This is a genomic window from Neomoorella sulfitireducens, assembly GCF_024733845.1.
GTDB classification, from domain to species: Bacteria; Bacillota; DSM-521; order Neomoorellales; family Neomoorellaceae; genus Neomoorella; species Neomoorella sulfitireducens.
Genome location: NZ_JANRHG010000002.1, coordinates 230,295 through 246,353 on the forward strand (window position 1 = coordinate 230,295; position 16,059 = coordinate 246,353).

At 47.1% G+C, this 16,059-nt stretch carries 14 protein-coding genes; 1 reads left to right on the forward strand and 13 read right to left on the reverse strand.

The features are described 5' to 3' along the window. The first annotated feature begins 109 nt into the window (after positions 1–109). Entirely contained in the window at positions 110–487 is a 378-nt protein-coding gene (locus NWF31_RS04010; RefSeq protein WP_258359219.1) for a cyclophilin-like fold protein, read from the forward strand. Positions 488–538: 51 nt separating this feature from the next. On the opposite strand, the gene NWF31_RS04015 is transcribed toward NWF31_RS04010, so the two are convergent. The 13 genes from NWF31_RS04015 to NWF31_RS04075 all read right to left on the reverse strand — a co-directional run bounded on the left by NWF31_RS04015 (position 539) and on the right by NWF31_RS04075 (position 16,056). Continuing rightward, positions 539–943, reverse strand: coding sequence for a HEPN domain-containing protein (locus NWF31_RS04015; protein ID WP_258359220.1), 405 nt, complete (start codon positions 941–943; stop codon positions 539–541). Further along, complete coding sequence (locus NWF31_RS04020) at positions 940–1,425, reverse strand: nucleotidyltransferase family protein (protein ID WP_258359221.1); 486 nt, start codon at positions 1,423–1,425, stop codon at positions 940–942. The genes NWF31_RS04015 and NWF31_RS04020 overlap by 4 nt, the downstream gene beginning before the upstream one ends. A 229-nt stretch (positions 1,426–1,654) precedes the next feature. Then, on the reverse strand, positions 1,655–3,169 hold the full coding sequence (locus NWF31_RS04025) for a UxaA family hydrolase (protein ID WP_258359222.1): 1,515 nt from the start codon (positions 3,167–3,169) through the stop codon (positions 1,655–1,657). Beyond that, entirely contained in the window at positions 3,166–4,704 is a 1,539-nt protein-coding gene (locus tag NWF31_RS04030; RefSeq protein ID WP_258359223.1) for a tagaturonate reductase, read from the reverse strand. The genes NWF31_RS04025 and NWF31_RS04030 overlap by 4 nt, the downstream gene beginning before the upstream one ends. Positions 4,705–4,823: 119 nt before the next feature. Further along, positions 4,824–5,639 (reverse strand): sugar phosphate isomerase/epimerase family protein, encoded by an 816-nt coding sequence (locus tag NWF31_RS04035; protein WP_258359224.1) that lies wholly within the window; start codon positions 5,637–5,639, stop codon positions 4,824–4,826. A 73-nt stretch (positions 5,640–5,712) separates the two neighbouring features. Then, entirely contained in the window at positions 5,713–6,726 is a 1,014-nt protein-coding gene (iolG, locus tag NWF31_RS04040; RefSeq protein ID WP_258359225.1) for an inositol 2-dehydrogenase, read from the reverse strand. Positions 6,727–6,894: 168 nt separating this feature from the next. Then, positions 6,895–8,016 (reverse strand): 3-dehydro-scyllo-inosose hydrolase, encoded by a 1,122-nt coding sequence (gene iolN, locus NWF31_RS04045; protein ID WP_258359226.1) that lies wholly within the window; start codon positions 8,014–8,016, stop codon positions 6,895–6,897. Positions 8,017–8,076: 60 nt separating this feature from the next. Then, positions 8,077–9,294 carry a scyllo-inosose 3-dehydrogenase gene (gene iolM / locus NWF31_RS04050; RefSeq protein WP_258359227.1) on the reverse strand — a complete coding sequence of 406 codons (1,218 nt, stop codon included), beginning with the start codon at positions 9,292–9,294 and terminating at the stop codon, positions 8,077–8,079. Positions 9,295–9,394: 100 nt separating this feature from the next. After that, on the reverse strand, positions 9,395–11,002 hold the full coding sequence (locus tag NWF31_RS04055; RefSeq protein ID WP_258359228.1) for a Na/Pi cotransporter family protein: 1,608 nt from the start codon (positions 11,000–11,002) through the stop codon (positions 9,395–9,397). A 38-nt stretch (positions 11,003–11,040) separates the two neighbouring features. Next, positions 11,041–12,309 (reverse strand): PHP domain-containing protein, encoded by a 1,269-nt coding sequence (locus tag NWF31_RS04060; RefSeq protein ID WP_258359229.1) that lies wholly within the window; start codon positions 12,307–12,309, stop codon positions 11,041–11,043. Positions 12,310–12,581: 272 nt separating this feature from the next. Then, positions 12,582–13,832 carry a 6-phosphofructokinase gene (locus NWF31_RS04065; RefSeq protein ID WP_258359230.1) on the reverse strand — a complete coding sequence of 417 codons (1,251 nt, stop codon included), beginning with the start codon at positions 13,830–13,832 and terminating at the stop codon, positions 12,582–12,584. 64 nt (positions 13,833–13,896) lie between these two features. After that, positions 13,897–14,964, reverse strand: coding sequence for a ComEC/Rec2 family competence protein (locus tag NWF31_RS04070; protein ID WP_258359231.1), 1,068 nt, complete (start codon positions 14,962–14,964; stop codon positions 13,897–13,899). A 3-nt stretch (positions 14,965–14,967) separates the two neighbouring features. Next, positions 14,968–16,056 carry an ABC transporter ATP-binding protein gene (locus NWF31_RS04075; protein WP_258359232.1) on the reverse strand — a complete coding sequence of 363 codons (1,089 nt, stop codon included), beginning with the start codon at positions 16,054–16,056 and terminating at the stop codon, positions 14,968–14,970. Positions 16,057–16,059 lie beyond the last annotated feature (3 nt).

A 16,059-nucleotide genomic window follows, 5' to 3' on the forward strand; every position in this document is an offset into this window, starting at 1 on the left:
AAAAGCCGACCATACTTTTTATTATACCCGCGAGGAAGAGGTATTTGTTGAGGCTTATCATTATATATGTTAAAATATGCCTGGAAATTCATTGCCGGGGGTAATTTATATGCAAATTGCCATTAACTTTGGTAAGCTGACCGTAATAGCCGAGCTAAACGACAGCGACACCGCCCGCAAGATCCAGGCCGCCCTGCCCATAACCGGCCGGGCCAATACCTGGGGTGATGAAATTTACTTCTCGATCCCCGTTAAGGCCGGGTTGGAAGAAGGAGCCACGGCGGATATGGAAGTAGGCGACATCGCTTACTGGCCGCCGGGACACGCCTTCTGCCTGTTCTTCGGGCCTACGCCCGCCAGCACCGGTGCCAAACCCCGCGCCGCCAGCCCGGTAAATAAAATCGGCCGCATTTTAAGCGATCCCGGGGTGTTAAAGAAGGTTCCCGACGGTGCCAGGGTAGAAATCCATGCTGCTAATGAAAGGTAAAAGAAAAAAAGTGCCCTGCAGGATACAACCGGCAGGGCTTTTTATAACAAATCATATCACTTTAGAAGCCATTTTTACTACCAGCCCGGCACCATTTATGGCCTTCCTGGCGTCTGCAATTGTGTATTCTTCTGTAGGTATAAAATCTATGTCCCCATAAAAGGCAAATTCCCTTTCTTTCCGCAACCATTTTGATATGCCGGCAATTCTTTCCACTTCCCCCTGGACTTCTTCGGGAAAACGATCCTTAAACTCCACTAATAAATAACCGACATCATGCTGTTTAGGGGGCTCAATACCGATAGCCCGGAGCATACCTTTTAGAGCCAGTTCTACAATCTCCTGGGCTTCCCTTATCACGTCAGAGTATGCTTGTTCGTCAAGCAAAACCGGCAATATTTTCATTCGTTTGGTAGCCTTCTCCAGATAGCTCCGCGCCAGGGTGATATTGGTCATATCTCAAACACCTCGCCCGGCGTGTAATCTCTCTTTAATACCCAGTACCAGGCCCCGCCGTGGTAGACCCTGCGCGCTCCCAACTGCTCTAGTTTTTCCCTTAATCCATTCAAGTACAGCGCCAGGAAGTTTTCCCGGTCGTAAAAAATCTTTGCATCCTCAACCAGATCTAGAAATAGTAAACTTCCTGCAAGTATCTCCTGCCTTGATTTTATTACCGGCGAAAGATCCGGCCGGATATGTTGAAAAGCTGCGGTGTGGCGTTGGACAATTTCCTCTACGTGGTTAAACTCTGCCATTCTTTTTAAACGGCCTTGCGGGAGATTATCGGCGACAACTAAAAGATCAATATCGGAATCCGGGCGAGGCGTACCGCGGGCTACTGAACCAAAAACAGCCAGGGAAACCAAACGGTTCCCATAGACTTCCTGAACAGCCGCACTAACAATCTCTAATGCCCTGTAAAATTCCTGAAGATACATACCCCTGTCCCCCGTCATATCCTATCCCTATTAACAGTTTACATCAAAAAACAGGACGTCACAAGGCTCAAAGGAAGTGAGAGGCTCTTTTGTTTTATTTCAGTTAAATATAGCTTAACCAGCTAACCCGTACCATCCCCTACCCTCGCCGTACCCTCTACGTTTTACGGACGTTTGAATCATAAAGTAAAATTTAACTCAAGAGTAATGGGTTCCTTGCAAAGGGGTTTTAAAGGGTGACCCCTGACTTAAATATGGCAATCTCCCTGGAGCCCAGGGTTTCCGCTTTTGTCAGTTCTCCGGAGGCTACCCGCAAAACCTGTTCCAGTAATTTCTCTGCCAGTTCCACCATACTCTCTCCCTCCAGTATCCTGCCGGCATTGAAGTCGAACCAATGCGGCTTTTTAGTGTAAATTGCGCTGTTGCTGGCTATCTTTAACGTAGGCACACAGGTCCCCAGGGGTGTCCCCCGGCCGGTGGTAAAAAGGATGAGCTGGCAGCCGGCCGCTGCCAGGGCCGTGGAGGATACCAGGTCGTTGCCGGGCGCGCTTAAAAGGTTGAGCCCTTGCTTCTGGCACCTCTCGCCGTAATCCAGGACGTCTACCACTGCTGCCGTGCCGCCCTTCTGCACGCAGCCGAGGGACTTTTCTTCCAGGGTAGTAATACCGCCCTCTTTATTACCAGGTGAAGGGTTCTCATAAACCGGCTGGCCGTGGGCCAGATAGTATTGCTTCCAGGTATTAATCAACTTTACTATCTTTTGAAACACCCCTTCATCCACAACCCGGTCCATAAGGATGGTTTCGGCGCCGAACATTTCCGGTACTTCAGTGAGGACCGCCGTGCCGCCCTCTACTACTACCCGGTCGGCTACCAGGCCTGCCAGGGGATTGGCGGTTATGCCGGAAAAGGCGTCGGAACCGCCGCACTTGAGCCCTATTTTTAGTTCGGATATTGAGCAGGGCTCCCGTTTAGAGGTGATGGCATATTCCGCTAGTTCTTTAAGGAGCTTTAAACCCACGGTCATTTCGTCTTCTACTTCCTGGGCCACCAGGAATTTAACCTGCCTGGGGTCTACCTCTCCCAGCACCTGGCGGAAAGTTGGGATATTATTGTTTTCGCAGCCCAGGCCCAGAACCAGTACCCCGCCAGCATTGGGATGGTGGCATAGTGAGGCCAGGAGCTTTTGGGTGTTATGGTGGTCGTCGCCGAGTTGCGAGCAGCCATAGGGGTGTTTGAAAATATAAATGCCTTCAATGTTCCCCGGATCGACTTCGGCTTCCGTTCCTATACCCAGTTCCCGGGCGGCGGCCTGGACCAGGTTTTCCGCGAGCTGGTTGACGCAGCCTACCGTGGGGATAATCCAGATCTCGTTTCTTACTCCTACCTGGCCGTCGGGTCGCCGGTAACCGCGGAAGATTGTGTTTACTGCTTTATGGTTATCTGGCGTTATGGGGAGGGGGCTATAGATGTATTCTTCTAGCTTCCCCAGCCTGCTGTGCAAATTGTGGCTGTGCACCCACTGCCCGGCTTTCACCGGCTGGGTAGTTATTCCGATTGAATAGCCGTATTTCCTTACTTCCCGGCCAGCGGGCAAATCTACCAGGGTAAACTTGTGGCCGGCTTTGATGTCTTCCTGCAGGTGTATTTCACGTCCAGCTATTAGAACGGCTTCACCCGCTTTTAGATCCACCAGGGCAACGCCTACGTTATCCCGGGCATGCAACTGGATTGCTTTTTTCATGTCCCTTCTCCTTCCGCCAGCACCTTCTCCAGGGCTGCCACCATGCCGCCGGTTACAATCTCCTGCAGGTAAACCCCCATTTTCTCCGCCAGGCCGGGAACGGTATTTAAGTCCTGGCCCCATATGGCGCTGTTATCCAGGATATATTTTGCTGTTTCCCGAGCGCTATCTGGTGTGCCTTTGTATTGCTGCCATGCCGTCTGCCAGAAGACCAGGGCACCGGGGTCGTCTTCAACGATGAAATCCCCTTGCGGCCGACGTCCCTCAAAATGCCGGCCGTTGGTCTTGCCGTCTTTAAATAAACTAGCCATGGCGGCCAGGGAAAAGGTGAGCTTTGTCGGTACTTTTTTCTCCCTGGCTACGTAGTCCAACAGCGATGGTAGTACCCTTGTCTTGTATTTAGAAGTGGTGTTGAGCAAGATGCTCTGCCAGCAGTGGATAATATAGGGGTTGCGGAAGCGCTCTAGCACTTCCCCGGCAAACTCGGTTAGCATTCTTTTATCCAGGTCGGTGGCGGGTATGACTTCGTTATATATTAATTCTTTCATAAAGCGGCCGAGGCGAGGATGTTCTACAGCCTCCCTTACCGTATCGATGCCGCTTAGGAAGGCTACGGCCGATGTACTGGTGTGGGTGCCGTTTAAGATGCGGACCTTGCGGGTGCGGTACGGCGTCATGTCGTCCGTCCAGATGACGTTGAGGCCGGCTACATGGAAGGGGAGCTTTTCTTTAAGGTGCGTAGGGCCTTCGATCACCCAGAGGTGGAACAGCTCGCCGGTGTCCAGCAGGTCGTCTTTATAGCCTAGCTCTCTGGCCAGTTGCTCTGCTTCTTCGCGGGGGTAACCCGGAACCACCCGGTCTACCAGGGTGTTTAAGAACAGGTTGGCTTCTTGCAGCCACTGCCGGAACTCTTCCGGCAGGCCCCACTCTTCGGCCAGCCTTAAGGTTATGGCTTTGAGGTTGTCGCCGTTTCTATCGATAAGCTCACAGGGTATGATGAGCATCCTTTTATCCGGGTCGCCCTGGAAGTGGCGGAAACGGTGGTAGAGGTAGGCTGTGAGCTTGCCGGGGAAGGACCGCGGCGGGGCGGCCGTTAAGCTGTCACCGGGGTCGTAAGCGATGCCGGCTTCGGTAGTGTTGGATATAACTATATCTATCATCGGATCCTCGGCGCAGCGCAGGACTGCCTGCCAGTCTTCGTAAGGGTTAATACCACGGCTGATGGAGGTGATAATCTCCCTTTTTTCTACCATCTGGCCGTCCTGGTACCCGCGCAGGATTAAGGTATACAGGCCGTCCTGCTGATTTAATTTGTCGACCAGGCCCTGGGCCAGGGGTTGCACTACCACCACCCGGCCCTGGAACAGTCCCTTTTTGTTCAGTTCATGGAACATCCAATCGACAAAGGCGCGCAGGAAATTACCTTCCCCAAACTGGAGGACACGCTCTGGTAAGTTATCCGGGTAGGGGCCTGCCTCCAGATTGGGGGGTAAGCTGAAATCTCCGGTGAGCAGGGCTTTATTTAGTGCAAGCATTTTCTTTTGCTCCTTCCCGAGCACTAATTTCAGTAATTTTTCCCCGAACAAAATTCGCCGTTTCTTTAAAGACACGTCATCTTTCCTGGCAATTAACCCTGATAACTAAATCTTTTTGCTCAATTCTCCTCAAGCAAGCTTTTTAGATACTTTATAGCTCCCGCTGCCGCCTCCTCAGGAGCAGGATAGGGGAGGCATTCGAGGGCGATATAACCTTTATAACCAATATTTTTTAAGGTTGCTATTATCTTTTTAAAATCAAGATGTCCCTGTCCCGGATAAAACCTGTTGCTATCGGCAAAATGAATATGGCCCAGGGCCCTTCCGGTGCTTTTTATAGCTCCGGCCAAATCTACTTCCTCGATGTTCATGTGAAAGGTATCCAGATGAATCTTGAGGTAAGGGCTATTGAAGCGGGTTATAAAATTCAATGTGTCGGCCGCAGTATTGAGAAAATTGGTTTCATAGCGATTAATGGCTTCTAAGAAAAGTACCACGCCGCATTTTTGCGCTTTCTGCAGGCAAACAGCCAGGCCTTCACCAGCGTAATTCTCATATTCTTTAAATCGGCCGGTATCAGGTATTACTCCTCGCATCGAGCCAACTATAACTCCTGCCCCAAGGTATGAGGCAACTTCAATATGGTCTAAAATACGCTTAGCAGCTTTCTCTCTTATTTGAGCGTTAGGATGGGTCAGGCTTAATTTATCCTCAACATATCCCAGGCCCGTCCCTAGGGTAGAAACAGTTATTCTCTCCTTCTGGCAAACTTTTAAAATCTGCTCCACCTCAAGTTCACGCGGGTCACGCACGTGGATCTCTACAGCATCATACCCCAGTTCAGCAGCCTTCTTAATATTATCAAGATAAGGCCCCCTGAGGATAAAGGGGGCGCTTGCGGGTACATTTTGAGCGATGGAGATACTCAATTTCATAAACGGATACCTCCGCCGAATCGCTCCGGACCTGATCCCGGAGAGAAAATATTCCAACTGTAGATAACTTGTCTTACAGATACTTTAAAGGTACAGTCCTGCCTTCAGCCAGAGAACGTTGCGCCGCCAGGCCGATTAAGACAGGCTGCAAGCCATCATTGCCGGTAACAGGCGGTTGCTGGTCTTTCAGAACGCAGTTTACAAAAGCCTTTATTTCTTCGATATAAGCTTGTTGGTATCTTTCGATGAAGAAATTCTGCAGTTTATCAGCCAGGATGCCTTCTTCAGTGCCTAAAACAGTCGGGGTTAAAGGAGGATTGCCTACCATGGCACAGCCTTTAGAACCCAGGATTTCTACCCTCTGGTCGTATCCGTAGGCACTCTGGCGGCAGTTGTCTATAACTCCGATGGCACCGCAGGCGAATTTTAAAGTTACAATGGCGGTATCTATATCTCCCGCTTCTCCAATAGCTTTATCAACCATCACCCCGCCCACAGCATGAACTTCTATGACCTCACTCCGCGATAAGTACCTGGCCATATCGAAGTCATGAATGGTCATATCCAGGAAAAGGCCGCCGGAAACTTTTATATATTCAATGGGAGGCGGTGCGGGATCACGGGAGGTTATTTTTATAACCCGTATATCGCCAATCTTCCCCTGCCCTATCAAGTTATAGGCCTTCTTAAAACCGGGATCGAAGCGGCGCTGGAAGCCAATCTGCAGCTTAACCCCGGCTTTTTCCACTTCATTAAGTGCTTCCCGGATCTTATTCAAATCAAAATCAATAGGTTTCTCACAGAAGACATGCTTGCCGGCACGGGCAGCCTGGATTATTAAAGGCGCGTGGGTATCAGTGGAAGAACAAATTAAGACTGCTTTTATCCTTTCATCTTCTATGATCTTTTGCGGGTCATCGAATACATGTTTGATGCCCAGGTTATACGCCCAATCTTTGACCTTATCGCTATAAAGATCGGCTACGGCAACTATTTCAGCTCCCGGGACATGAAAGCGTATATTTTCCCCGTGAACCCTGCCGATCCGCCCGGCCCCTATCAGCCCTATATTTAACTTTTCCGGCATATCATGCAGCCCCCTGTTAATAAACTTTTGGAGTTCTCCCGGCCCTTGGCAACGGCGGGCTACAAAACAATCCCTTTTCAGCGCCCGCCGTAGCTTTTGGCCGGAGCTACCTCAGCCAATTTTTAAATTGACACCCGTATATTTTTCCTGTTATCTCAGTCTATATAGTTAGAGCTTATGGAACGCCCCGAGGTAAGGTAATTCATATACAGACTTCCAACCTTCACTCAGGGGTTCCTTAAGGAAAGGCCGCATTTCTTCTTCCGTCCTTAAGGTTACCTTCTCAACCGGCGGTACAGTGCCGGGTGGGAAGGTATCTAGAATATGGTCATGCAGCAGGGTAAGATACTTCAAAATGGCGGCAATAGGACGTTTCGCCTTCCGGGCGGTAGCTAAACTGGGTCTACCCACAACGCCCTGGGGAGTGGCAGCCCGTTCAATGGCTGCATGGCCTTCACCCTCAGACCAGCGGTGGGGGCGCCTTAAAGGATCGACGGCAGTATCAAAGTGCCCGGCCGGTAAGAAGCCTTCCGGTTCGGAATCTTCCACCACGCTCATATCGATCATCCCGGGGAAAAGCAGGAGAGCTACCGAGGTTTCGGCTTCATCGGCGTGGACGAAATGCGTTTCCAGGCTATCTTCTCTTACGGCGGGGAAGAAGAACTCCCTGACGGCCCGGTGCCAGTCGATGACCTGGAATACGCCAGGCAACTGAAAGCGTTTCATGAATTCCTGAATGGCGGATTCCAGCATCCACAGGTGACCATGATTGTTGACCAGGATAATCTTCCGGAAGCCATCGTTCCATAAGCCCAGCATCGTATAAATTAAAGTTTCCTCTACGACTTCTTTGGGCATAATTATTGTTCCTGGCATACCCAGGTGGTGGTAGGGATGGCCGCCGTAATTCAGGGGCGGAAATGCCAGGCTTACTTCGCGCCCCTGTTTGGCCGTATAGCGGCGGACCCCCTCTAAAATCTGGGTGACCATAAAAGTGTCCAGGCCGCTGTTGGCATGGAGGCCGTGGTTTTCCGTGCAGCCGATAGGCACAAACACTATGTCGTTTTTCTTGCGCTTCTCGATTACTTTGGCCCGGGGGGTATTCTGGATATAAGTACCCGGTTTGCCCAGTTCGGGTTCTGAAGGAATCTCGTATTCTTTCAGGATAGCGTCGATTTCCTCTTCGGACGCTTCCCAGACCTGTTTCTTCAGGCGGCCGACTTCGTTATCTTCAAAAATAATGGCCGGGTGATCGGTTAATAGCCATCCCTTGCAGATCTTCTGGTTCATCTTGCAGGCTCCTTTACTTTTTAAGTTTCATAGATTGAACCTTGCCCCGGTTCCAGGAACTTATTCGCGGTCAAGGCGAACGGTAATTTTGCATTCTTTACGATCGGTTCTTAAGGTCACCAGGTTTTCCGGTACTTCATCGAGGGAGATTTGCTTGGTGATCATGGGCAGCATATTCATCCCGGCGGCCATGCTCTCAATGACCCGCGGGAAGGTGCCATGGCCGGAATGCCCCTGGGCGCCGATTATCTGCGCCCGGCGCACCTGCAAGACTTCGCCGGTTACCGGCATTTTGGCATCCGCGCGGGCAACCACCATGACCCTGGCATTCAAAGTTTTTTGCTCCCAGATTGTTCTTTCAATCTGCGGATAAACTACCGTCGGCAATCCGGTTGCTTCCAGGTACAGGGCCGCCCCGTAACCGCGGGTGATTTCCAGGACCCTTTCAGTAAAGTCTTCCTGCAGGGGATTAACAATATAATCGGCCCCCATCTTGCGCCCCAGTTCCGCCCGGGAAGGTTCGGGTTCGGATAGAATTACTTTGGCCGCCCCCTGGCGTTTTAAAACGGCGCAGGCTGCAATGCCAATCGGCCCGCCACCGCAGATTACCACATTATCGCCGGGGCGGATACCCCCCAGGATACCCCAGCCGCTGCGTTCGATAACAGCGTTATAAGCTACCGAAGTCGGCTCTACCAGGCTGCCCAGTAAAAATACTTCTTCTTCGGAATAGCGTTCGCGTAAAGGTTCCAGGCTCCATACGACACGTGCCGGGACCTTAATGTACTTGGCCATAGCGCCGTCGACGTTAAAGCCAATCTCATCCAGCCGTTCGCAGTGGTTGGGCCAGCCGTCAGCGCAGGGCTGGCAGGCGCCGCACCAGAGCATTTCCTCGGCACAAACCGCCTCCCCGCCTTTGAAAGGCTTGTTGGTGCGTTTGTCAAAGGCGCCCGGGCCGGCCTCAACGATTACACCGGAAAACTCATGACCCAGTACGGCCGGAAAACCTGTCAGGCCAGGATAATAAATGTATCCCTGGTCATCGGGCTGGGCCATATGAACGTCGCTCCCGCATATACCGCAGGCTTTAACTTCGATTACCACTTCACCTGGACCGGCCTGAGGCACCTCCCTTTCCTCGATAGCTACCCGGGGATGACGCCACACCTTGCTCCCCAGGTATGTCTGCCGGCCTTCGATGTCCTTGGGACCCAGCTTGAATTCCGGTTTGGGGTCCCAGTCGGCATGGAGTACTACGGCACGCATGGTAGTAGGCATAAGTATAAACCTCCCAAAATATTTTTAGAAATATTGACTCCTTAAGCTACACCTCAAAAGACCGCATCATATCAACCCGAATATTTACATCACCTCCCTTCTAAATAATCCCTACCACCGCCTGGGCAATACTCACACAGTGAATATTGAGGCGCAAAAAGTGATTGATCAGCTCCATATGGATCGAACTCGTTTCGAGGCTTAAGCGATTTTCTTGTTGTAAGCGCTGGAAATGAGAACATCGTAAGTCTTTCTCCAAACGTAAAATCTCAGGATGATTGTGGATAATCTTGTAGGCCGCAACTTCATTAGTGGTGGCAAAAGCCTCAATAACGGCATTAAAATTGTCCTGTACTTTTTTAAACATTTCCTGTAGTTCTACCTGGCCTTCAGGTGAAAATTCCATCCCACTGGCTTCAATCTTTTGCCACTGGTGTGCCATCTCAACTAAAACATCACCTATATGTTCCAGGTCATTAGCAATATATAACAATTTAATTTTTTGTAGCAATTTTTCTTCAGCTAAATTATCTTCGGGAATTCTTGCCAGGTAATTTACTATTGCCCGGTAAAGATAATCTAAAACATTATCCAATCGCTTAAGTTTCTCCAGTAAATCAACTTCTCGTTCGGCAAGGGGCCGCATCACCCTGGGGAACATTTCTTGCTGGATAATCCGGGACATGCGCAAAAGTTCACGATTAATATTATTTAAAGCGACTTCCGGTACATTTAAAACTGAAGTATCCAGGTATTTGGCTACTTTTTCTTCTTCCTGCACCTCAGGTAATATTTTTACTGTAAGTTGCCCCACCCATGGAGTAAAAGGCAGGAAAAACATCATATTGATAACATTGAAAAGGGTATGTCCATTAGCAATTTGGCGCACTATGTCCCTAGAGGTTATTTGCGCTAACCAGGTATAAGGTTTAATTAACAAAAGAAAGATTATTACCCCACCAAGTTTAAACAAAAAATGGGCCAGTGCTACTCTTTTAGCTTCCCGCGAATGGGCCAGGCTGGAAATGAGTGCAGTAGCGGTAGTACCCAAATTAGCTCCAAGAACCATAGCCAGTGATGCTTGTAAGGTTAAAGCACCCTGTGCCGCCAGGGTCATTGCCAGAACCACCGTAGCCGCACTGACCTGAACGAAAGCTGTAAAAAGGGTGGCCACCATGGTCATCAGCAAGGGATGAGAGGCAAGGCGATCTAAAAGATTAATATAACCTGCTAGTGAGCGCAAAGGTATGGCAGCATCACCCATAACTGCTGCTCCGTAAAATATTAGGCCAAATCCTAAAACGGCTTCTCCTAAATGGCGCCAGCGTAGGCGTCCTGCAAAAAGATACAATACAAGACCTGCCGCTACCGCCCATAGAGCATAATCGCTAAGATGAAAGGCCATGAGTTGAGGGGTCAAGGTAGAACCTATGGCTGCGCCCAGAATAACTCCTAGTGCTTGACCCAAACTCATAAGACCAGCACTAACAAACCCGACTAATAAGACGGTAGTAACAGCACTGGTTTGTAGAAAAATAGTAGCTACTAACCCTGCCAGCATCCCGTAAAAACGGTTTTGGGTAACTTTGCCGAGAAAAGTCTGTACCTGTCTGCCCGCCGCCTTCTGCAAACCATTGCTGATTAAATGCATTCCGAAAAGGAATAATGCCAGACCTCCTGTTAAATTGGTAATCGCAGCAAATAACATCCTCGCCCTCCCTTACAAATTACCTAGTTTATATATTTTTACACCATTTTTCCGCGGTTTTTTAGAAAATCTTGGAGGTCGGCAAGAGACAGGGTGTTAATTATATCCCCCTCTTCCAGTTGAGCCTTTAAAGCAATTGCACGCCCTGTTCTGCTGAAAATTAACTGTTCCCTGGCGTGAGCATCAGTATTAATTGCCATTTTTAGGCCATATCTTTTTGCTCTTATAACCAGATCTGCCGAGAGGTCATTGCGATCTGGAAAACTATTAATCTCCATTACAGTTCCTACTGATGACGCTGCTTTAAAGACGCGTTCCATATCTAAATGCAAGTTATTGGTATTGCTGAATACAGTTTGATGGGTGGGATGAGCAAGAACATCAACCATGCCCGTCTCTAAGGCTTTTATTATTCTCTCAGTTAATTCATGGCAATTTTGCCCATAAAGGTAATGCACGGAAGCAATTACTATATCAAGCTCTTTTAATAAATTTTCTTCATAGGCCAAACCGCCGCTTTCTGTAATATCCACCTCGGAACCAGCCAAGAGAGTAATTCCCGGTAATCTATCGTTAAGTTTCCGTATAGCCTCGATCTGTTCCTTAAGACGCTTGGGACTTAACCCTCCTGCAGAAGCATGTATCCATGAGTGATCGCAAATTGCTAGATATTCATACCCTATTTCCTTGGCTGCCAAGGCCATTTCCTCAAGAGAATGTACTCCTTCGCTCCAATCTGTATGAGTATGGAGGTCACCTTTAAGGCTGTATAAATCCCATGGCAGCACTAGTGGTTTTCTTAATTGTTCTGGTCCTGGAGGGCAAAAATGAATATCTATCGGGAAATTCCGGTAATGTAAAAATATGGCGCGCCCCGGTTCTCTCCGTATAATCCCCGAAATTTGCGGTAGATGGGTAATGACATTGATAATATTTTCAACTTTCTCGTCACAGGATATCAAAAGGTCAATATCGCTATGCCATACTTCACCCTTACCCAAACTACCTGTTACTTCAATATTTAATATTTGAGGAAGGTCTTTTAATTGAAAAATCAATTGTTCGGCATAAAAACTCGCTGCATGGAAGGCCAGGAAACCGTCAATAGGTTCTATCAAGCGGAGCAATCGTTTTATTTGACCTTGGCCGGATTTACCACCTCCTTTCGGAATATATTGCCATATGCCTTTTTTAATCAAGCTTCTAAAATCCTTTTCACTTTCTATACCATAGTTCTGTCGTAATTGTGGCCATAATTGAGGGTCAAGACCCGTAAGATGGAAGATATCATTTATCCACTGTTCCAATGCTAACACCTATATTATTTAAATTTAACGAAAGCCTCATTATGGAAATTCAAATAGAGTGCTATATGTATTCTATTGGTATACCTTTTGTATAATAAAATATTCGCCATGGTATATAGAATTCCTTCTACGTTTTAAAAAATTTATTTTTAATTCTAGTTCAAGAACTCCCTGCAAATGAACATAGACAATACCTCTGGAGGTAAATTTACTACCCGGCTATTTTTTATAATTCACTTGGAAAGGGAATATTCTTCAACCTAAATATAGAATTACCGTTCTTTGACTATTATTTTTTTTAATCTGGAATAATTCGGCAAACCATCCTTCATAGGAATGGATACATCCCCTTGAATAAGCGGCATGCAATAGTCAACAAATGCCGGAGTAGTCCAAATGCCATCTTCAGATATGAATTCCTTCGGTACATACCGGTCTACATTAGCAACCCTATCAAGTTCAATAATTCCAGGGGTGCATTTATAGGTTGTTCCCGGTTCCCTCACAAGTGTAACCATAAACCCGCTTTTCCCCTCTACCGCGAACCTTACCGCAGCTCTGCCTACCATTTCAGCCTCCATGACATCCGTCTTTGCTGCCATGTGCATAGCTGCTTGCTGGCATATATCTGGCTTTATCCACCTTGTTTTTAGTTTCAGATTCTCTTCTATGAGTTGTTTTAACGTTTCTGCTATACCGCCTAGTACAGGGTGTCCAAATGCATCAATGTTCATATCACCCGTAGCAGCATGGATATAATTGCCTTCCTTATCACGTAATCCTTCACCTGTCACAATGAATACTCCGCCATATTTCTTGTATTCCCTCTCTACATCTGCAAGAAATTTTTCCTTTTCAAAAGGAATTTCTGGAAAACAAATGATATGGGGTGCGTCCCCTTCTCTCTTTCTGGCCAGTGTACTAGCTGCCGCAATCCACCCAGCATTCCTTCCCACCGTTACGAGTATAGTAACAGGCTCAGAAGTGTACATGCTTTCTGTATGTATACCAGCCTCCATCACGCAGGTGATAATATACTTGGCACAACTCCCATATCCTGGACAGTGGTCAGTTCCTTCTAAGTCATTGTCTATGGTCTTAGGTATACCTATTACGTGCAGATCATACCCTATCTTTCTTGCAGCATTATATATCTTGAGTGCCGTGTCCATGGAGTCATTGCCACCATTATAAAAAAAGTAACGAATACCATATTTCCTAAATACCTCAAATACCCTTTTGATATCTCTATCTTTAGGATCATCAGATTTGATCATGTAACGGCATCCTCCCAATGCCGCACCTGGGGTTTTCTTTAACCCCTCAATAGTCTCTCTATCTTCTGCTGAAAGGTCTACCAGTTCTTCTTTAAGAACACCTTCGATGCCATAAATAGCTCCATAAAGGTTTCGTATTGCGCTATGCTTTTTCGCTTCCTGAATCACTCCATAGAGGCTACTGTTTATGACGGCTGTGGGTCCTCCCGATTGACCAACAATTGCATTACCTTTTAATGCTTTCATAACCCATCATCTCCTCTTATTTCCTCTTTATCATATTTTGGGCTGCGGCTGCAGCTTAATGTAGTCAACTTTCCCTCGTACCCATATATTCTTGATTATAATCCAGTAATAAGCTAATCGAACTGCTATTTTTTTCTCCATGTGAGAATGGTGGTAAACAAACGATATCTGTAAAGTGTATTTCCACATCAATGCCGGATAAGGAACAAATACTTTTAATCATATCCATGGCAGAAGCTGCCGGGCAATTGTCTACCCTGTCATTGGACACCGGGACAATTACACATCTGGGTGTCACCTTCTCTATCAGCCGGTCTGAAATAGCATCTTCGTGTCCATGATGGGGGAATTTGAATATATGTGAATGAAGTGATACATCCCTCTTGAGTAATTCCTCCCAGAAATCGGCATATACATCACCTGGGAGTAGTATCTTATTTGCGCCAAATTCTAGTTTTAATACAATGCTTGTATTGTTAATAAACTTATGGATATCCAAGAGAATCTCTTCCGCTGCTTCTCCTTCCATAGTTTGATAAACTTTTTCAACGTAGTCGTGCAATTTTTGTGAGGCGGTTCCTGGAGGACCTAAAATCTCAACGCTTGTATGTTTTGTGAAATGTATAATGTCAAGCGGGTAACGTATTATTTCTATTGGCACTTTTCTCGCTTGAAGTGTTTGATATATCTCATTATAAATATTGAGGGCGGTTACCATATTATAGGCGTCCTGGCTGTAGCTATTCCCCTGCTCCAGTCGTTTCCCCAGAAATTCATCTTTTAGTGCACAATTGCACCACATTTTTTTGATACCACATGTTTTTACCACATCTAATAATCCACCAACGTGGTCTTCATGAAAATGTGTAATAACCAACAGATCTATCTCCGCAATTCCCTTTTGTTTTAGGAATTCCGCAGTCCTGATCCGGGTTGGATATTTATTATATTCAAATTCATATGAGCTTCCTCCATCGATCAGCATATTATAGCGTGAATTATTTTCCCAGATCTCTATATATATTGAGTCTCCGTACCCGACGTTAATAAAATCGATTTTCATCCTGCAGCTCCCGGGATTGGGTATCAGATTACTTTTTTTCCCCATATTTACCTGGGATTTTTCAATCATTTACTACCCTTCTCCTTCCAAAATGTGCACCTTATTACCGTCAAAACTGATATTTACCTTTCCACTCATGCAACCGTGACGACTGGGGTTGAAATCATCAACAATAAACTCTTGCTCCCGGCATTTCACCCAATAACGAATCATATGGCCCAAAAAACTGCTTTTCTTTATCTCGCCGAAGAGCTGGTTTGCTCCGCTAACACCATCATTATTCTCACTGATGCTAATACACTCAGGCCTTACGGCGAGGATAACCCTTTGGCCCGGACTTACGGAATAGCCTTCTCGTCGAATACTTATTTCTCCGCCTGCATAACTTGCAATGATGTTGCTGCCTGCTATTTCTTTTATCTTCGCTTGAATAAAATTTACCGTACCAACGAAATTGGCAACAAATTTATTTCTAGGCTTAAAATATATTTCCCAAGGCGAGCCAATTTGCCTGATTATACCGTTATCCATCACCGCAATGACATCAGACATAGACAATGCTTCATCCTGGTCATGTGTTACGTAAACTGTAGTAATCCCTAACCTTTGCTGCAACTCCCTCAACTCGCCCCTAACTTCCACCCTTAACTTTGCATCCAAATTGCTAAGCGGTTCATCAAGAAGAAGTATGGATTGGCCCATGACCAAAGCCCTTGCAAGGGCAACCCGTTGCTGCTGGCCACCGCTCAATTGCCGCGGAAACCTGTTTTCCATACCTTGCAGGCTGAACATTTGAAGCATTTCATCAACCTTTTCCTTTATTTCTGTCTTAGACAAACCCTTAAGTTTTAATCCGTAAGATATGTTTTCAAAAATCGTCATATGCGGGAATAAGGCATATTCCTGAAATACTAACGGAGTATTTCTTTTATACGGGGGAACACCATTAACCCTTTTGCAATCAATATAAATATCTCCGCCATCCGCCTCGTAAAAGCCTGCAATTAGCCGCATTAACGTTGTCTTACCGCATCCACTGGGGCCTAGAAGCGTGGTGAAGCTGCCACGGGGCACATTCAAAGAAACATTGTCTACTGCTTTAATCGAGCCAAACCACTTTGTAACGTTTTGAATTCTAATGATTGCATCGTTTGGATTCAAACT